This is a genomic window from Xanthomonas sp. DAR33341, from assembly GCF_003992815.1.
Taxonomy (GTDB): Bacteria; Pseudomonadota; Gammaproteobacteria; order Xanthomonadales; family Xanthomonadaceae; genus Xanthomonas; species Xanthomonas cissicola.
Map to the genome: position 1 here is coordinate 15094 of NZ_QEYV01000017.1, position 18184 is coordinate 33277.

Below are 18184 nucleotides of genomic sequence, written 5' to 3' on the forward strand. Positions count from 1 at the left end.
ACACGTTGTTGATCGCGTTCAATCAAACAGCGCCGGAAGCGTGGCCATCAGGTCGGTCTCGGTCACTGCCAGTACCAGTGCGCTGACATTCAACGCAACCGTGAGCCAGAACGTCAGCTGAAACGCCGCCTTGCTGCATTTGTGCCGGTGGATTTCCTGCGCCAGCAATGCACCTGGCCAGCCACCGATCAGCGCCAGCAGGTGCAAGCTGGATTCGGGTGTGCGCCATTGATTGCGTTGCGCGGCCGATTTGTCCATCGCATAGATCAGCAGCGTGACCAGGCTGGCCGCCGCGTACCAGAGCGGGACGATCACCGGTAGCACGTGCATCAGCGTGGCCGCCGCCAAGGCGAGCATCGACACCGCAGCCAGCGTCTTGCGCGGCAACCCGCTGCGACGTTGTTCGGTTCTGGCGGCGGTGGTACGGTCTGCCCAACGCACTTGCGTGGCATTCAGGCGCTTGTGCGCATCGCGTTCGATTGCATACGTGATGATCTCCCCATCGCGCGGGCGACGCGTCTGCTGTGCAAATGCGCTGATATGGACGAATGCACGGTCGCCACCACCATGGGGCGTGACGAAGCCAAAGCCCTTGTGATCATTCCAGTCGCTGAGACGTCCCTGATAGCGCATTCGCATTGTTCTGTTGGATGGCGTGGCTTGCCGGTGCGCTCTGCGCGCGTATCACGCATCAATTGCTCAGCCGGCAAAACAGCGGTGATGGTTACCGTATTGCAGCAACATCGGCCGATATTCGGCAGCGCAGAGCGAGCTTCAAGGAGCTCAACAGTCCTGCAAAAAGTCGCTCACCGCTGGGCCGAACCGGGCGAAATCGACCAGGAACGCGTCGTGGCCTTGCGGCGAATCCAGGCCGATGAATTGCGCATCGGCGCCGCCGGCGCGCAGGCCGTCGGCGATCTGTTCCTGCTGCTGCACCGGGAACAGGATGTCGGTGTTGGCGCCGATCGCCAGCGCACGCGCGATGCGGATACGTGCCAGGCCGGCAAGCACGGTGTCGGCGGTCGAGACGCCGGTCTGTGGCTTGGCGGAAGCGGGCAGGGCATCTGCACGGGCATTGTCGATGGCAGAGCCGGCAACCGGTCTTTCCTCGACATACTCGGCCAGGTCGAACCAGTCCATCGAGCGGCTCAGATACAGATAGCAGTTTGGGTCGAAAAAACGCACGAAGCGGCGCGCATGGCCTTCCAGATAGCTTTCCACCTGGAATTCGAGCCCGAACGGATCATCGGCTGCCTGCTCGGAATCCAGCCGCACGCGGCCGAAACGGCCGTCCCATTCCAGCGCCGAACGATACGTGATCACGCCGAGTTTGCGCGCCATGCGCATGCCCGATTCCGGGTAGCGCACATCGTCGTAGTGGCCGCCGTTCCAGTGTGGATCCAGCCGGATCGCCTCGCGTTGCAACGAGCGTATCGCGATCGAAAACGGCAATGCCTGCGCGCTGCCGGAAATATTGATGTGGTTGCGCGCGATGCCGGGATGGCGCAGCAACAGCGCCAGCGCGGTCATGCCGCCCATCGAGTTGCCGATCAGGCAAGCCAGCTGCGCGATGCCCAACGCGTGCACCACGTCGGCTGCGGCATCGGCCACGTCTTCGATCGACAGGTCCGGAAAGCTGAGGCGATACGGCGCGCCGGTGGCTGGGTTTACCGAGGCCGGCCCGGTCGAGCCCTTGCAACTGCCTAACGAATTGACGCAGACCACGAACCAGCGTGCGGTATCGATCGGCTTGCCCGGCCCTAGCATTGCTTCCCACCAGCCCGGCTCGGGGTTGGCCTGGTTTGCCGCTGCGTGCGCATTGGGCGACAGGCCGGTGACGATCAGGATCGCGTTGCTGCGATCTGCGGCCAGCGTGCCCCAGGTCTCGTACGCCACGCGTGCCTGATGCAGCACGCCACCGCGTTTCATCGGAAATGGCGAGGGCAGGGCGTGGTACAGCGTGCCGGCAGGGATGAATTCAGTCATGGGCCAATTCTAGCTGGCACTGCGCGATGGTGCTGGCCGGCGTTGCGTACGTTCGTCTGCATGCCCCATGTAGACAACGGAGCATCCGGCTCCGCACCTACCTTCGCAAACTCCGCTTGACTTCCGTCGATACGCGGCGTGATGTCGCTTTCAGTCCAGCGCCATGGCGGCGCGAAGATCAAGTGCCTGCCCGCGTCAGTTAGGGCGATGATGTCGCCCGTCACTCACACTGCGTCAGCCATCAGCGGCCGATCACCAGTTCCACCGGCGCGGCTGCAGGCAATGCGATCGTCACCGGTGCGCTCTCCACGTCATCGGCCTGGCGCATGGCGTTGCCGCTGCGCGACAGCCGTGCCAGCAGCTGTACATGGTCCAGCGACGACAGCGTGCGCGTCGGCATCGGGCTGTCGCCATCGTCCAGCGTGAGGGTCAATGGAAGCTCGCTCAGCGCGTGTTTTTCCACCGCCACCGGCATCGGCGTGTCGGCCGCGCGCGCGATCACGAACACGCTGGTATCGCCGGGCAATCCGGCGCGCTTGGCGAATTCGGCGTCCAGCGTCACGCGCACCTGGATGCGTTTGCCACTCGCTGCAGCGGCGGTAGGCGCAGCCGGTGCCTGGATCGGCTCTAGCCTGGCTTCCTGTCGCGCGGCGTTGATCTGTTCGAGCAGGCCGGGGCGAGTCTTGGTATCGACCACGCTCAGCAACGGCTCCCACGTCGCACTGGCCTTGGCCGGCTCGCCGGCCTGGCGCTGCACCACCCCCAGGAACCAGCGCGCGCGTTGATGGTCCGGTTGCATCGCCAGCGCGTGTTCGAGCAGGCGCATGGCTTCCGGATCCGGGCGGCCGCTGTCGTCGGCAAGCATGCGCGCCTGCGCCGCGGCGACCAGCACGTCGGCTTCGTCCGGACGCAGTGCTACCGCGCGTGCGAAGGCATCGCGGGCTTCGGCAAATTTCTGCTGGCTGGACAGTGAGCGCCCCAGCAACGCCCAGCCCTCGGCCTGATCGGGGTTGCTTACCAACGCCGCGCGCAGCTGCACGATGGCTTCGTCCAGCGAACGTGGCGTGGGCAGGCGATTGGTCGGCTGCGTCATGGCGCCTGGCGTTCCGACCAGCCAGTACAACGCCGCACTCGCGGCCAGCAGCAACACCGCCACGCTCGCAGCCAGGCCGCGCGCGTCGCGCCACAGCGGGCGCAACACCAGGCCGAGCGCCAGCAGCGCAATCACGAGCCCCGCGATGACAAAGCCGGCCATCACCACTCCTGCTCATCGGCAGGCACGGTAGGCGCGGCCACGCTGCGTTTGCGTACTACCAGCGCCACGGCGCCCGCGCCCAGCAGCAACACCAGCAGCGGGCCGAACCATAGCAGCCAGGTGCGCGACTCCACGCGCGGGCGGTACAGCACGAACTCGCCATAGCGCGCGACCAGAAACTGGCGGATCTGCGCATCGCTGCGACCTTGGTGCATCAGCGCCAGCACCTCGCGGCGCAGATCCTGCGCAATCTGCGCGTTGGAATCGGCCAGCGACTGGTTCTGGCATTGCACGCAGCGCAACTCGGCGGTAAGCGCGTGAAAACGCGCCTCCTCTTCGGCCGATGCATAGCGCAGCGGCGCCGGATCGCCGACCGGCTGGGCGAATGCCAGCCAGGGCAGCAACAGCAGCGTCAGCAGCCAGGCGCGCGTCATTGTTTGGCGTGCAGGTCCGGTGCGGCGGTGGGGGAACGTTCGATCTGGCTCAGCGCCGGAATCAACTGGGTGTCGATGATGGATTGGGTCAGCATGCCGCTGTACTTCCAGCGCACCACCCCACGCCCGTCGACCAGGAAGGTTTCCGGTGCAGCGGCGATGCCGAAATCGATGGCGGTGCGGCCATCTTGATCGGCGACCACCAGCAGATACGGGTTGCCGAGTTGTTCGAGCCAGCGCAGCGCATCGTTGCGCTCGTCCTTCCAGTTATAGCCGATCACGCGCACGCGCTTGGTCAGTGCGAAGCGGCTCAGCACCGGGTGTTCTTCGCGGCAGGCCGGGCACCAGCTGCCCCACACGTTGATGATGTACGGCGCGCCGCGCAGTTCGCGCGCATGCACCACGATGGCAGGGTCGTGCAGCAGCGGCAGCGCGAATTCCGGCGCCGGTTTGCCGATCAGTGCAGAAGGCAGGGCATCGCGATCGTCCTGACCGGAGCGCACCACCGCATAGACCAGCAGCGCTGCCAGGGCGAGCAGCAGCACGATGGCGCCCACGAGAACCGCAGTGGGCAGGCGGGGTGAACGTGACTCAACCATCTTGGATCTCCGGAGAACGACGAAAACGCCGGTCGGCCGCGGTCACCAGGCCGCCGAGCGCCATCAGCAGCGCTCCCAGCCAGATCCAGCGGACGAACGGTTTGAGGTGGACACGTACCGCCCAGGCCTGGTTGCCCAGCGGTTCGCCAAGGGCGACATACAGGTCGCCAAACGGGCCAGGGCGGATCGCCGCCTCGGTCAACGTCTGGCCGCCACTGGCGTAGCGGCGCTTTTCCGCATGGAGCATGCCCGCCGGCGCATCGTCCTTGAACACCTGCAGGTTGGCACGGTCGGACACGTAATTGGGCCCGCGCAGCTCTTCCAGCCCGTCGAAATGCAGTGCATAGCGGCCGATCTGCACCTGTTGCCCGGGCGCCAGCGCCACTTCGCGCTGCAGGCTCAATCCCTCCACCAGCATGGCACCGGACAGGAACACCGCAACGCCCAGGTGCGCCAGCACCATGCCCAGCATCTCGGCGGTGAATTTGCGCCCCTTGGCCGCCCGCCGCGTCCACAGGAACCGCGCGGTGCCTAGCAACACCCAGGCTGCACCGGCGACACCGAAGGCGGCTTTCAACTGCCCCTGCGGCGCGGCGAACCAGGCCAGCACGCCGGCAGCCAACGCCAGGGCTGCCCACGGCGCCAGCAGCGCCACCGGCCGCGAGGCCTGTTCGCGCTGCCAGCGGGTGAGCGGGCCGAAGGGCAGCAGTGCCACCAGCGGCGCCATCAACACCACGAACAAGGTGCTGAAGTAGGGCGGGCCAACCGACAGCTTGCCCAGCCCCAAGGCATCGGCGAGCAGCGGATACAAGGTGCCCAGCAACACCATTGCGCAGGCGCAGGTGAGCAGCAGGTTGTTCAACAGCAACAAGGTTTCGCGCGAACTGCCGGCGAATGCGCGACGCGGATCGTCCGCCACCGACAGAAGCGGCGCGCGCAGCGCATACAGCAGCAACGAACCACCGACCACGGCCAGCAGGAATACCAGAATGAACAGTCCGCGCGACGGGTCGGCGGCGAACGAATGCACGCTGGTCAGCACGCCCGAGCGCACCAGAAACGTGCCCAGCAGCGACAGCGCAAAGGCGGCGATCGCCAGCAACAAGGTCCAGCTGGCGAAGCTGCCGCGCTTTTCGGTCACCGCCTGCGAATGCAACAGTGCGGTGCCCACCAGCCACGGCATGAAACTGGCGTTCTCCACCGGGTCCCAGAACCACCAGCCACCCCAGCCCAGCTCGTAATACGCCCACCAGCTACCGAGCGCGATGCCGACGGTGAGCATCGACCAGGCGACATTGGTCCACGGCCGCGTCCAGCGCAGCCAGCACGCGTCCATGCGGCCTTCCAGCAGTGCGGCGATGGCGAATGCGAACGGCACCGCAAAGCCGACGTAGCCGCAATACAGCATCGGAGGATGGACGATCAGCCCCGGATCCTGCAGCAGCGGATTGAGGTCGCCACCCTCCAGCGGCACCGGAAACAACCGCGCAAACGGGTTGGAGGTGAACAGCAAGAACGCCAGAAACCCGATGCTGACCAGCGCCATGACGCCGAGCACGCGCGCGATCACATGCGCCGGCAGCTGCCGCGACCAGATCGCCACAGCGCCGGTCCACAACCCCAGCACCAGCGTCCACAGCAGCAGCGAGCCTTCGTGCGCACCCCACACTGCCGAATAGCGGTACATCACCGGCAGCAGGCTGTTGGAATTCTCGGCGACGTAGCGCACCGAAAAATCCTGCACCAAGAAGGCGTGCGTCAACACGGCGAAGGCCGATGCGATCAGTGCCAGCTGCACCAGCGCCGCCGGTCGCGCCACGGCCATCCAGCTGCTGCGTCCGCGCTGTGCGCCGGCCAGCGGCACCACGGCCTGCACCAGCGCCACCAGCAGGGCCAGCACCAGCAGCAACGTCCCGAGTTCAGGAAGCATCGGGTCGGCGCGTTGTCGAGCATGGGCCGGTGCCACAACGGCAAGTGCACTGCCGAGTCCGAATTCCGGCAGCAGTTGCACCTGCTTGCCCACGCGCGGTGACATCATGAGCTGCGTACGCACCGCGCAAGCCACCTGCCGGCCGGCATGCCGATGTCCCGATGCACGGCATCACTGCCGCTCTCCAACTTGACCGGCCGCGGCTGGCACATCGTGCTTGCGGTGCGCGCTGCCCATCTTGTCGGCCACTTCCTTCGGCATATAGGTTTCGTCGTGCTTGGCCAGCACATCTTCGGCGACGAAGATGCCGTGCTGCATGCGGCCAGTGGCCACCACTGCCTGCCCCTCGCGAAACAGGTCCGGCAGGATGCGGTCGTAACTGACGGTCAATTGCGCATCGCCATCGGTGACGCGGAATTGCGCTTCCAAGGAGCCAGAGGCGCGTTTGAACGAGCCTTTTTCGACCATGCCGCCGAGCCGGAAGCGGGAATGCGCGCCGGCGTCGCCGCGCAGCACTTCCGATGGCGTGTACAGATAGGCCACGTTGCGCTGCAAGGCCATCGCCACCAGCGTGGTTGCCAGCCCGCCGGCCAGTACCAACGCCAGCACCAGCCACAGGCGGCGGCGACGTTGCGGGTTCACCGGATCAGCTCCGCATCGCCGGGCACCGCGCGCTTGCGCTCGCGCAGGCGGCGCGCCTGGGCGGTTTTCAGTGCGCGACGCACCTGCCAACGGCCGGCGATCAGGTCCCACAGCAGCACCAGCACGAACACCGCATAGGCGGCGATGACGTAAGGCAGGTAGCTCATGCCGCACTCTCCTGCGCATCGCCCACGATCCAGGCCTTGCCGGCCTCGCGGCGCAGGTTGTCGGCGCGCGCGCGCGTCAACAGTGACCCGACAAACCAGAACTTGGTGCCGATCACCATCAACCACAGCGGCAGCAGCATGCTGGCATCGATCGTGGACGGCCCAAGCAGGCGAATGCTCTGGCCCTGATGCAGCGAATTCCACCACACCACCGAATAGCGGATCACCGGCAGCAGCGCCACTCCGACGATGGCCAGCAACGCCGCCGCGCGCGCGGCCTGACGGCGGTCGTCGATGGCGTGGTACAGGCCGATCACGCCCAGATACAGGAACAGCAGAATCAATTCGGTGGTCAGGCGCGGGTCCCAGTCCCACCAGGCGCCCCACATCGGTTTGCCCCAGATGCTGCCCGTCAGCAGGGTGATCACGGTAAATGCAGCGCCGATCGGCGCGCACGCCATCGCCAGAATCTCGCAGATCTTGATCCGCCAGATCAACGCGATGGCCGCATACAGCGCCATCAGCCCGAACACGAACAGGCTCATCCACGCGCTCGGCACATGGATGTAGAGGATACGGAAGCTGTCGCCTTGCTGGTAATCCGCCGGCACCGCGAACAAGGCCTGCCAGATGCCCACGCCCAGCAGCAACGCGGCCAGCGCGTAGCACCACGGCGCCCAGCGCGCAGTAAAACGGTCGAAGATCGGGGGCGATGCGAGTTGGTGGAACCAGCGGACGACGACGTTCATGCGATGGCAGTAGCCTTTGGAATGGCATTGGCTCTCGAAACAGCAACAACGCGTTGTGCGGGGCGTGCTATCGACAATGCAACGACTGCAGCGCTCAACTCAACGAAATGCGGATCGCGGCCGCTGCAGCCAGCGGCGCCAGGACCACACCGATCACCAATCCGGCGCCCAACAACAACAACGCACCCACCGCATCCTGCCCTTGTCCGCTAGCCGCCACGCTGCCGGCACCGAACACCAGCACCGGCACGTACAGCGGCAGCGCCAGCAACGCGACGAGAATACCAGAGCGTTTCATCGTCACCGTCAGTGCCGCAACCACGGCGCCGAGCAGACTCAGGAGCGGCGTTCCCAGCGCCAACGATGCCAGCAGCACCGGCAGTTGGTCATGCGGCAGGTGCAGCAATTCGCCCAGCAGTGGCGTCACTGCAATCAGCGGCAACGCACTGGTCGCCCAATGCAGCAGCACGCGCACTGCGATCAACCAGGCTAATGGCACCGGTGCCAGCAGCCATTGCTCCATCGAGCCGTCTTCCACATCGCTGCGGAACAAGGCGTCCAGCGACAGCAGGCCAGCCAGCAACACCGACAGCCACAACACCGCCGGCGCGGCCTGCGCGAGCAGGTCCGGGCGGCCGCCCAGTCCCAACGCGAACAACACCACGATCAGTAGCGCGAACAGTGCCGGCTGCAACGCATCGCTGCGGCGCCGCCACAGCAGCTGCAGGTCGCGGGCAAGCAGAGCGCGGGCCGCCTGCCAGAGCGACGGTTGCGGCGAATGCGTGCTCATGCCGCAACCTCCAGCGTGAGCATGCGCGTGCGCACCGGTGGCGCTGCATACGCACCATGCGTGGTGACCAGCGCCGCGCCACCGCCGCGCAAATGCGCGGAGATCATTCGGTTAACCAGGGTGATGCCATCCAGATCCAGGTTGGCGTACGGCTCATCCAGCAACCAGAGCGGCGCCGGCGACAGCCATAGCCGTGCCAGCGCCAGCCGCTTGCGCTGGCCTGCCGACAACTGCCGCACCAGCGCGTCTTCGTAACCGGCCAGGCCGACAATCGCCAGCGCGCTGCCGGGCATCTGCTTGGCGCGGCGGCCGTGCAGGCCGCACAGGAAGTGCAGGTTTTCCAGCGTGCTGAGGTCGGCCTTCAGGCCGGGCAGGTGGCCGAGGTAGGCCATGAAGCGGCTGCGGTCGCCGCGCTTGGCACTCTTGCCATCGATCTGGATCTGCCCGCGCTCCACATGCAGCAGGCCAGCCAGCACGCGCAGCAACGTGGTCTTGCCGGCGCCGTTGTCGCCTTGCACCAGCAGCGCCTCGCCGGCATCGACATGGAAATCCAGCGGGCCAAACACCGGCTCCTCGTTGCGGCTGAAGGCCAGGTCGTGCGCCGCCAGCAGCGGCGGTGCGGTGTGCAGCGGTTCGATCATCGGTGCAGCGGGCTCGGGTCGCAGGACGGCATGGGGCAGGGCCGGGGCAGGGCGCGCCGGACCGGGCGCGCATTGTAGCGACGATGGTGGCATGCCGGGGACGTCTGCGGCAGCGCTGCAGGCGCCGCGGTGTGTCAGGGAACGCTGTTTTGCAGCGTCCGGACGCAACCTGCTGGCGGCTTTGCGTACACTCGCGGTCCCCCCGTTTCTTGTCCGGACAGGCACCATGCCCCTTACGACCAAGCTGCCCAAGGTGGGCACCACCATCTTCACCGTCATGTCGCAGCTGGCGGCCGAGCACGGCGCGGTCAATCTGGGCCAGGGCTTTCCCGATTTCGCGGTGCCGCAGCGGCTGGTCGACGAACTGAGCAAGGCGATGGCGGCCGGCCACAACCAGTATCCACCGATGACCGGCGTGGCCACATTACGCCAGGCCATCGCCGGCAAGGCGCAGCGCTGCTATGGCGCGCAGGTCGATGCCGACACCGAGATCACCGTCACCAGCGGTGCCACCGAGGCCATCTTCAACGCCATCCACGCGGTGGTGCGCGCCGGCGAAGAGGTCATCGTGCTGGACCCGGCCTACGACTGCTACGAGCCGGCGATCGATCTGGCCGGCGCGCGGGCGGTGCACGTAGCGCTGCACCCGCAGACTTTCGCGGTGGACTGGGATGCGCTGCGCGCCGCGATCACGCCCAAGACGCGCCTGTTGATGATCAACTCGCCGCACAACCCGTCCGGCGCGATGCTGTCGGCCGAGGACATGCAGACGCTGACCGAACTGCTGCGCGGCACCGAGATTTTTTTGCTGTCCGATGAGGTCTACGAACACATCGTGTTCGATGGCCGCCGGCACGAGTCGGTGCTGCGCTGGCCGGCACTGCGCGAGCGCGCATTCGTGATTTCCAGCTTCGGCAAAACCTACCACTGCACGGGCTGGAAGATCGGCTACGCCATCGCGCCGCCCGCGCTCACGGCCGAATTCCGCAAGGTGCACCAGTACAACACCTTCACCAGCTTCGGTCCGGCCCAGCACGCCTTCGCTGCGATGATCCGCGACGAACCCGAACACGACGAGCAACTGGGCGCGTTCTATCAAGCCAAGCGCGACCGGTTCCGCGAACAATTGCTGACCACGCGCTTGAAGCCGTTGCCTGTGCCCGGCGGCTACTTCCAGTTGGTGGATTACTCGGCCATCAGCGATCTGCCCGATACCGAATTCGTGAAGTGGCTAACGATCGAAAACGGCGTGGCCGCGATCCCGTTGTCGCCGTTCTACGAGAACGCGCCTGCAGGGCAGCGCCTGGCACGGCTGTGCTTTGCCAAGAACGATGCGACGCTGGATGCGGCGATCGAGCGCCTGCGTAGGCTCTGACGAGCCGGGATTCGGGATTCGGGATTCGGGAATCGTAAGAGCGGTCGGCCGCTTTTTGATCTGAATTCGCACTGGCTCGATGACATAACGCCCTTATTAAACCGCTGTTCGATTCCCTATTCCCGATTCTCCATTCCCGAGTCTCACCATGCACGACCTGCGCATCTCCCTGATCCAAGGCGACACCCGCTGGCACGACCCGGCCGGTAATCGCGACTATTACGCTGCGCTGCTGGAGCCGCTGGTCGGGCAGACCGATCTGGTGATCCTGCCGGAAACCTTCACCACCGGGTTCTCCAACGACGCCATCGACAAGGCCGAAGGCATGGACGGGCCGACCGTGGCGTGGGCGCGCGCGCAGGCCGCACGTCTGGGTGCAGCGGTCGCCGGCAGCGTGCAGGTGCGCACTGATGCCGGTGTATTCAACCGGCTGCTATGGGCTACGCCAGACGGAGCACTGCAGTATTACGACAAGCGTCACCTGTTCCGCTTCGGTAACGAGCATCTGCGCTACGCGGCCGGGCGCGAGCGTCTGACAGTGGAATGGAAGGGCTGGCGGATCAATCCGCAGGTCTGCTACGACCTGCGTTTCCCGGTGTTCTGCCGCAACCGCTTCGATGTGGAGCGCCCGGGGCAGCTGGATTTCGATCTGCAAGTGTTCGTCGCCAACTGGCCGTCCGCCCGCGCCTATGCGTGGAAGACGTTGCTGCGCGCACGCGCAATCGAAAACCTGTGCTTTGTGGCGGCGGTCAACCGCATTGGCATCGATGGCAACCAACTGCATTACGCCGGCGACAGCGCGGTGATCGATTTCCTTGGCCAGCCGCAGGTGGAAATCCGCGAACGCGAGCAGGTGGTCACCACCACCATCAGCGCCACCGCGCTGGCCGAGCACCGCGCCCGTTTTCCCGCGATGCTGGATGCCGATCGGTTCGAGATTGTGGATTGGTGATTCGAGATGGGTACAAGCGCTGCCGCACAGATGCCTGCCAGCCCGCTGCTGCCAATCCCAAATCCCAAATCCCAAATTCCGGCTACTGAGCCAGCTTGATCTCGTAGATCTTCGGCCAGCGCTTTCCGGTGACCAACAAGCGATCGTGCTCGGCGTCGTAGGCAATGCCGTTGAGGACATCGTTGGTGGGATCGGTCAAGGTGTCGGGGTCTGGCACCAGTGCCTTGAGGTCGATCCAGGCGATGACCTTGCCGCTGGCGGGGTCGATGCGTGCGATGCGGGTGGTTAGCCAGACGTTGGCCAGCAACTGGCCCTTGACCCATTCCAGCTCGTTGAGGTTGTCCAGCGGCCTGCCGCGGGCGGTGACCTTGATGGTGCCGATCTGTTTCAGGCTCTGCGGGTCCAGCCGGCGGATGTTGGCCGTTCCGTCGCTCATGTAGAGCTGGCGGTCGTCGCTGGTCAGCGCCCAGCCCTCGCCGGAATAGGTGAATTGGGTACGCGGTGCCAACGTGGCCAGGTCGTAGACGAAGCCGCGCTGATTGCGCCAGGTCAGCTGGATCAGGCGGTCCTTCCAGGCCACGATACCTTCGCCATAGAAAGGCGGCGGCGTGTTGACCTGCTGCAGGACGTTGCCGCTGTCCAGGTCGACCTTGCGCACGCTGGACTGGCCCAGCTCGCCGGTGCTCTCGTAGAGATGCCCGTCCAGATAGAACAGGCCTTCGGTGAAGGCAGCGGTGTCGTGCGGATAGGTCCTGACGACCGTGTAACCCTGGGTGGGAATTGCCTCGCCGCAATGGGCGAGGGTGGGCAGCAGCAGTGCGCTGACGAGCAGGCTGTAGACGGTGCGTGGCATGCGGTAATCATCCCATGGCGCGGCTGCAGGCGGCAGCTCTGCTGCCTGCCGAGGCTAGCTAAGAACTCGCTGAACAAACGCATTCGCCGCACTGAAATCTTGTCGCGGCTGCCACATCGGCGCTGCTAGTCTCGCGCCACGTCCACCACTGGCACTGCTCACATGATCAAGTCACTTTCGCTCATCGCGCTGCTCGGCGCCGCCACGCTGGCTCCGCAGGCGCAGGCCGCCGGCAACATCGATTGCCAGCTGTCGTTCAACTTGTCCGGTTGGTCGGTGTTCTACAAGACCGCCAGCGGTACCGGCACCATCAAGTGCGATAACGGTGCGGTCATTCCGGTCAAGATCTCCAGCAAAGGCGGTGGCCTGACCGTCGGTAAGTCCAAGATCGTCGGCGGCCGCGGCACCTTCAGCGGTGCCTATAGCCTCAACGACCTGTTCGGCACCTATGCCGCTGCCGAAGCGCATGCGGGCGTCGTGAAGTCCAGCACCGCGCAGGTGGTCACCAAGGGCGATATCTCGCTCGCGCTGGCAGGTACGGGCGAGGGTGTGGACCTGGGTGTCAACGTCGGTAATTTCGTGATCGAGCGTCGCAAGTAAGAGTGGTGACAAACCGAGCGAGCAGGCCCGGGTGGGCGTGCACGGCACCTCCAGAACCGGCGAGCACAAGTGATTCGTGTCGATCTCCGGCACGAGGCGCGCCCACTCGACGGCTGCGCAGGCGTCCTGCCGGTCTACGTCGCAGCATCCGGGTTGCGCACAACCAATCGGTGCGGCCCTTGCATCGCGATGACGTGTAAGGGAGTGCCTTCGTTAAACGACTGCACGCGCGGATGCGCCGCAACTTCCCGGTCTTAAGTGGATGACCGATGCCGTCCGCCATAGAAAACGGCCCTTTGCAGGGTCGTTTTCTATTGTGCGGAGCAGTTGACGCTCAACGACCGCGATTGCCGCCGCCAGGAGGGCGACGATTACCGCCGCCCGGCGGACGGCCGCCCGGGCCACGCGGTGCGCCACCTGGGCCGCCGGGACCGCGGGCGCCACCACCTGGACCGCCGGGGCCGCGGTTGGCGGATGCCGGGCCGCGATTGCCACCCGGTCCCGGACGCCCACCACTCGGGCGGCCAGCAGGGCGTGCCGCACCATACGGATTGAAACCCGGGTTGGCGTGATCGGAAGGGAAGCTCGGTGCGTTGCCCGGGTGCCCATACGGGTGCTTGCGCTGCCCCTGGCCTTGCGACTGCCCCTGTCCGCCGCCAGCGCCGCGCCCCGGACCACCCGAGCGGGCGCCAACTGGACCGCCGGTACCCGGACGCGCGCCGCCTGGTCCTTTCTTCGCATACGGGCGTGCCTGACCAGTGCCCGGGCCGCTCGGGCCGGCATTGCGGTGACCACTTGGGCCGGTGCTCACGCCATCGGGCACATACCAGCTGCGGAACGCGGCCGGATTGCCGTCCGGCAACGCGCCGCGGTCGCCCTTGGCCGGGCCGCGCTGCTTGAACGGGCGCTGCTGCGATTGCCGAGCGGCCGCTTCGCCGCTGACCGTCAGGCCACCCTTGAAGCCGCCCGGCTTGCCGCGACCGCCGCGGCCGCGATCTTCGCGCAGATTGTCGAAACGGCGCAGCTCGCGGCCTTCATCGGCACCGGAAGTCTGGCCGTTGACGTAGGCATTGCTGCGGCCATCGCGCGAGACGTGCACGGTGGACTTGGCGGCGCGGCGCTGGCCGATCACCGGCTGCAGCGTCAGTGCCGACGGCGCGCCTTCTTCCAGTTTCAGTTCGGCGCGCAAGGCGTCTACCTTGTCCTGCGCCACTTCCACCGAGTGCCCACGCAGCAGTTCGCGCGGCAGCGAAATCTTGCCGTAGCGGCTGCGCTTGAGGCGGCTGACCTGGCAACCCTGCGATTCCCACAGACGGCGCACTTCGCGGTTGCGGCCTTCCTTGACGACCACACGAAACCAGTCGTGCGAATCGGTGCCGCCGATGCGTTCGATTTCGTCGAACTTGGCGCCGCCGTCTTCCAGCAGCACACCGCGCGACAGGCGCTCGATGATGGCATCGGAGACTTTTTCTTCGCCTTCCGGTGCGCGCACGCGCACCACATATTCGCGCTCGACCTCGTAGGAGGGGTGCATCATCGCGTTGGCCAGCTCGCCGTCGGTGGTGAGCAGCAGCAGGCCGGTGGTGTTGATGTCCAGGCGGCCAATGGCGATCCAGCGCGAGCCCTTCAGGACCGGCAGCGACTCGAACACGGTCGGGCGGCCTTCGGGATCTTCGCGCGTGGTCACTTCGCCTTCGGGCTTGTTGTAGATCAGCACGCGCGAGGGCTCGGTCAGCGCGCTGGCCACGAAGCTGCGGCCGTCCAACTCGATCTTGTCGCCGCTGCGCACCGACATGCCGGTCTGCGCAACGGCGCCATTGACCTTGATCAGGCCGTCGGCGATGCGCTGTTCCAACGCGCGGCGCGAACCCAGGCCGGCCTGGGCCAGCACCTTGTGCAGGCGCTCTTCCAGCTTGGGCGCTTCGGGCGCGCTGTCGCGCTTGAGGGAAAGCTTGTTCAACGACAGCTTGCGGGGGGTGTCACTCATGTGTCTGGCTCCGGCCGCCGCGTTGCGGGTCGGCCTCTGGGTCGGAATCGGCTTCGTCAACAGCCACGGTCGTCGTCGCGACGGCGTTGTCTTCGTCTTCGTTCACTGCATCCGCGCGCGTTCCCGGCGCGGTGTCGGGGTCGCCCTCACGGGCGTCGTCTGGGTCCTGCGTGTTCTTCTCGTGCACCGAGCCATGTTCGGGGTGTTGCGGTGTCTGGTCGTTTACTGCGTCGGTCGCGTGCGTATCGATTGCTTGGTCGAGATCGGGGTCTTGCTGGTCGAATCCGGCATCGCCGACCGATTCCTGCGCATGCTGGTCGGCATCGGCATCGGCATCGGCATCGGCATCGTTGTCGGTTTCACTTTCAGGATCGCGTTCGGCGCTGGTCTGGCGGTCGCTCGGCGCATCGGTGTTGCGGGACGGAGTCGCCGAGGTGTCGGCCTCGTCCGCATCCGTGGCATCTTGCCAACCGCCGGTGCCGCCGATGCTGTCGTCGGGCTCGGCGCCAGCGTCGGTTTCTGCTTCCGCGTCCGCATTACCAGCAGCATCAGCCGCTGCATCCGAATCGCCGCCTTCAGCGTCACCGGCATCCGCCCGATCCTGCGCCGCGTCCATCGCTGCCGAGGCCGGCACTGCGCCATCCAATTGCCCGTCGCGGTCCAGCGGCAGCTGCGGTTCCAGCTCGGCGATGTCCTTCAACTCAGACAATGGCGGCAGCTCGTCCAATCGCTTGAGGCCGAAGTAATCCAGAAAGCCCTTGGTGGTGCCGAACAGGGCCGGCTTGCCGGGCACGTCGCGGTGGCCCACCACGCGGATCCATTCGCGCTCTTCCAGCGCCTGGATGATGTTGCTGCTCACTGCCACGCCGCGCACCTGCTCGATCTCGCCGCGGGTGATCGGCTGGCGGTAGGCGATCAGCGCCAGGGTCTCCAGCGTGGCGCGGGTGTACTTGGTGCGGCGCTCGGTCCACAGCCGGGCAACCCAGCCATGCACGTCGGCCTTGACCTGGAAGCGGAAGCCGGAGGCCACCTCGACCAGTTCCACGCCACGGTCGGCACAGGCCTCGCGCAGCAGTTCCAGTGCGCGCTCCACGCTGCCGGGCGGCGCCGGCTCGTCTTCCGGAAACAGCCCCAGCAGCTGCGCCAGCGTCAGCGGCTGGCTGCTGGCCAGCAGGGCGGCTTCGATAATGCGGGTGATCAGCGCTTGATCCATTCGATGATCGGCTTCAGATAGGTTCGTTGGCGGCATCGCTGTCGTCGAATTCGCTGGAGAATTGCAACGGCGCATTGGTATTGCCCAACGCCAGCGACTTCACGTAGATCGGCGCCAGCGGCGCTTCCTGCACGATGTCCAGCAACTGCTCCTTGGCCAGTTCGAGCAACGCCAGGAAGGTGACCAGTACGCCGAGCTTGCCTTCTTCGGCAGTGAACAGCGATTCGAAACGGTAGAACTTGCCATCGTCCAGGCGGCTCAGCACATCGCCCATGCGCTGGCGCACACTCAGCGCCTCGCGCTTGATCGCATGGCCGGTAAACAGCTCGGCGCGTTTGAGCACGTCGTACAGCGCCATCAGCATTTCTTTCAATTCCACCGGCGGCGGCAGCTTGACCGCTGCGCGCTCGGGCAGATGCGCCTGCACCGGCGCGCTGTCGCGGCCCATGCGGGGCAGGGTGTCCAGATCCTCGGCGGCCTGCTTGAAGCGTTCGTATTCCTGAAGACGGCGGACCAATTCGGCGCGCGGATCTTCTTCTTCGCCATCCTGGCTGGGAGGGCGCGGCAACAGCATGCGCGATTTGATCTCGGCCAGGATCGCCGCCATCACCAGATATTCGGCTGCCAGTTCGAAGCGCAGCTCCTGCATGACATTGATGTAGTCCACATATTGCCGGGTGATCTCGGCGACGGGGATGTCCAGGATGTCCAGATTCTGGCGGCGGATCAGGTACAGCAGCAGGTCCAGCGGGCCTTCGAAGGCATCCAGGATGACTTCCAGCGCATCCGGCGGGATATACAGATCCTGCGGGATCTGCAGGACCGGTTGCCCATGCACTACCGCCAGCGGCATTTCCTGCTGCTGTGGCGGCGCACTCGTGGCTGGCGGAGTCGCGGCGTGCGCGAGTTCGGAATTCATCAGGTCGACATCGGTCTTACGGTCGCCGGCGGAGGTCTGAGCCGCGCCTGCAGGGCTTTGCCTTGAGTTATTGCGATCAATGTCATGCCTGTGCCGGCACGATCCCACAAATCTACATACGCCAATCCACATGCAAGCAGGCGCCGTGTGGCATGCGGCGACGGAACAGCGAGGAGGTCGTCTACGCGGGCCGGCGGTGGGCAGCGAATCGGTCGTCGGGAAGAGCGTTGAGCCTGGGCCGACGGGCCGCTGCGTCCGGTTGCGTGTGCAGTGGTGCCAAGGGTAATGCGTGCGCGGGGGCGGTGTCCAGCGCCGACGCGGCTAGAATCAGCGCGGTGATCTTCCAGTCTTAGGCGAGGTGGCGTGTGTGGTACGTAATCGAGGGGTATGACCGGCCGGACGCATTGGCGGCACGGCAGCAGGCGCGGCCGGCGCATCTGGCGCGTCTGCAGGAACTTGCGGCCGCCGGGCGATTGCTGGTGGCGGGCCCGTGCCCGGCCATCGACGCCGAAGATCCGGGTCCGGCCGGTTTCAGCGGCAGCGTCGTAATTGCCGAGTTCGACGCTCTGGACGAGGCGCGCGCCTGGGCAGATGCCGACCCCTATGTGGAAGCGGGTGTGTACACGCGCACCGAGGTCCGGCCGTTCCGCCGGGTATTGCCATGAGCCGGGTCGAACAGATCCGCGCAGCGTTGCAGGCGGCACTGGCGCCCACCGAACTGGATGTCGTCGACGACAGTGCGCGGCATGCAGGCCACGCCGGTGCGCGCGACGGGCGCGGGCACTTCAATGTGCGCGTGGTCAGCGCCGCATTTGTCGGCAAGCCGCCACTGGCACGGCACCGAGCGGTGTATGCCGCGGTGGGCGAGATGATGCAGACCGATATTCATGCCTTGTCGATCGAGGCCCTCGCGCCGGGCGAGGTGGGCTGAACGTTGTAGAGCAGGGGATACGGTCGTACCCGAATGCGCGCAGTGTCAGAGGCGCGGGCAACAACGGCAATCGCCTTCACGCCAGCTGAGGTCAGGGCGCGGCCGGCGAGGCCGTGGCAGTGCCGGCGATAGGTGCCGGTCGTGCGACTCCTGGCGAGGCC

Annotated in this window: 20 protein-coding genes; 5 read left to right on the forward strand and 15 right to left on the reverse strand. The window is 66.1% G+C overall.

Annotated features, from left to right (window positions below; translation table 11 throughout):
- Nucleotides 1–18 precede the first annotated feature (18 nt).
- From EO156_RS05080 to ccmA, 11 genes are all read right to left on the reverse strand, one after another.
- Nucleotides 19–633: a cold shock and DUF1294 domain-containing protein gene (locus EO156_RS05080; protein WP_003486988.1), complete on the reverse strand. Its 615-nt coding sequence runs from the start codon at nt 631–633 to the stop codon at nt 19–21.
- A 150-nt stretch (nt 634–783) separates the two neighbouring features.
- A complete protein-coding gene (locus tag EO156_RS05085) occupies nt 784–1986 on the reverse strand; it encodes a homoserine O-acetyltransferase (protein WP_016850953.1) in 1203 nt (400 codons plus the stop codon).
- A 241-nt stretch (nt 1987–2227) separates the two neighbouring features.
- Nucleotides 2228–3241, reverse strand: a complete 1014-nt coding sequence (locus tag EO156_RS05090) for a tetratricopeptide repeat protein (protein WP_016850954.1) — start codon at nt 3239–3241, stop codon at nt 2228–2230.
- Nucleotides 3241–3675: a cytochrome c-type biogenesis protein gene (locus EO156_RS05095; RefSeq protein ID WP_016850955.1), complete on the reverse strand. Its 435-nt coding sequence runs from the start codon at nt 3673–3675 to the stop codon at nt 3241–3243. The genes EO156_RS05090 and EO156_RS05095 overlap by 1 nt, the downstream gene beginning before the upstream one ends.
- The gene (locus EO156_RS05100) at nt 3672–4274 is read right to left on the reverse strand and encodes a DsbE family thiol:disulfide interchange protein (RefSeq protein WP_007964622.1); all 603 of its coding nucleotides are present in this window, start codon (nt 4272–4274) and stop codon (nt 3672–3674) included. The genes EO156_RS05095 and EO156_RS05100 overlap by 4 nt, the downstream gene beginning before the upstream one ends.
- The gene (locus EO156_RS05105) at nt 4267–6204 is read right to left on the reverse strand and encodes a heme lyase CcmF/NrfE family subunit (RefSeq protein ID WP_026007194.1); all 1938 of its coding nucleotides are present in this window, start codon (nt 6202–6204) and stop codon (nt 4267–4269) included. The genes EO156_RS05100 and EO156_RS05105 overlap by 8 nt, the downstream gene beginning before the upstream one ends.
- Before the next feature lie 171 nt (nt 6205–6375).
- A complete protein-coding gene (gene ccmE / locus EO156_RS05110) occupies nt 6376–6846 on the reverse strand; it encodes a cytochrome c maturation protein CcmE (protein ID WP_016850957.1) in 471 nt (156 codons plus the stop codon).
- Nucleotides 6843–7013: a heme exporter protein CcmD gene (locus EO156_RS05115; protein ID WP_003487005.1), complete on the reverse strand. Its 171-nt coding sequence runs from the start codon at nt 7011–7013 to the stop codon at nt 6843–6845. Before EO156_RS05115 ends, ccmE begins: the two co-directional genes overlap by 4 nt.
- Complete coding sequence (gene ccmC, locus EO156_RS05120) at nt 7010–7762, reverse strand: heme ABC transporter permease CcmC (RefSeq protein WP_005913153.1); 753 nt, start codon at nt 7760–7762, stop codon at nt 7010–7012. Before ccmC ends, EO156_RS05115 begins: the two co-directional genes overlap by 4 nt.
- Nucleotides 7763–7856: 94 nt before the next feature.
- A complete protein-coding gene (gene ccmB, locus EO156_RS05125; protein WP_003487009.1) occupies nt 7857–8552 on the reverse strand; it encodes a heme exporter protein CcmB in 696 nt (231 codons plus the stop codon).
- Nucleotides 8549–9193, reverse strand: coding sequence for a heme ABC exporter ATP-binding protein CcmA (ccmA, locus tag EO156_RS05130; protein ID WP_003487011.1), 645 nt, complete (start codon nt 9191–9193; stop codon nt 8549–8551). The genes ccmB and ccmA overlap by 4 nt, the downstream gene beginning before the upstream one ends.
- A 226-nt stretch (nt 9194–9419) precedes the next feature.
- Between ccmA and EO156_RS05135 the strand changes: the two genes are divergently transcribed.
- Nucleotides 9420–10568 carry a pyridoxal phosphate-dependent aminotransferase gene (locus EO156_RS05135; RefSeq protein WP_005925458.1) on the forward strand — a complete coding sequence of 383 codons (1149 nt, stop codon included), beginning with the start codon at nt 9420–9422 and terminating at the stop codon, nt 10566–10568.
- A gap of 148 nt (nt 10569–10716) precedes the next feature.
- Nucleotides 10717–11520: an amidohydrolase gene (locus tag EO156_RS05140; protein ID WP_016850958.1), complete on the forward strand. Its 804-nt coding sequence runs from the start codon at nt 10717–10719 to the stop codon at nt 11518–11520.
- A gap of 82 nt (nt 11521–11602) precedes the next feature.
- On the opposite strand, the gene EO156_RS05145 is transcribed toward EO156_RS05140, so the two are convergent.
- The gene (locus tag EO156_RS05145) at nt 11603–12373 is read right to left on the reverse strand and encodes a glutaminyl-peptide cyclotransferase (protein WP_005922525.1); all 771 of its coding nucleotides are present in this window, start codon (nt 12371–12373) and stop codon (nt 11603–11605) included.
- A gap of 162 nt (nt 12374–12535) precedes the next feature.
- On the opposite strand from EO156_RS05145, the gene EO156_RS05150 reads away from it, so the two are divergent.
- A complete protein-coding gene (locus EO156_RS05150; protein ID WP_003487019.1) occupies nt 12536–12973 on the forward strand; it encodes a hypothetical protein in 438 nt (145 codons plus the stop codon).
- Nucleotides 12974–13307: 334 nt separating this feature from the next.
- Here the strand turns inward: EO156_RS05150 and EO156_RS05155 are convergent, their stop codons facing one another.
- The 3 genes from EO156_RS05155 to EO156_RS05165 are packed head-to-tail and all read right to left on the reverse strand — an operon-like array spanning nt 13308 to nt 17092.
- Complete coding sequence (locus EO156_RS05155; RefSeq protein ID WP_005922523.1) at nt 13308–14960, reverse strand: pseudouridine synthase; 1653 nt, start codon at nt 14958–14960, stop codon at nt 13308–13310.
- Complete coding sequence (gene scpB / locus EO156_RS05160; protein WP_033482798.1) at nt 14953–16173, reverse strand: SMC-Scp complex subunit ScpB; 1221 nt, start codon at nt 16171–16173, stop codon at nt 14953–14955. Before scpB ends, EO156_RS05155 begins: the two co-directional genes overlap by 8 nt.
- A gap of 13 nt (nt 16174–16186) precedes the next feature.
- Nucleotides 16187–17092: a ScpA family protein gene (locus tag EO156_RS05165; RefSeq protein ID WP_005913161.1), complete on the reverse strand. Its 906-nt coding sequence runs from the start codon at nt 17090–17092 to the stop codon at nt 16187–16189.
- Nucleotides 17093–17457: 365 nt separating this feature from the next.
- Here EO156_RS05165 and EO156_RS05170 point away from each other — a divergent pair, with 365 nt between their 5' ends.
- Together EO156_RS05170 and EO156_RS05175 are read left to right on the forward strand one after the other, a co-directional pair.
- Entirely contained in the window at nt 17458–17757 is a 300-nt protein-coding gene (locus EO156_RS05170) for a YciI family protein (protein ID WP_005922519.1), read from the forward strand.
- Entirely contained in the window at nt 17754–18023 is a 270-nt protein-coding gene (locus EO156_RS05175) for a BolA family protein (protein ID WP_003487030.1), read from the forward strand. Before EO156_RS05170 ends, EO156_RS05175 begins: the two co-directional genes overlap by 4 nt.
- Nucleotides 18024–18184: the final 161 nt, after the last annotated feature.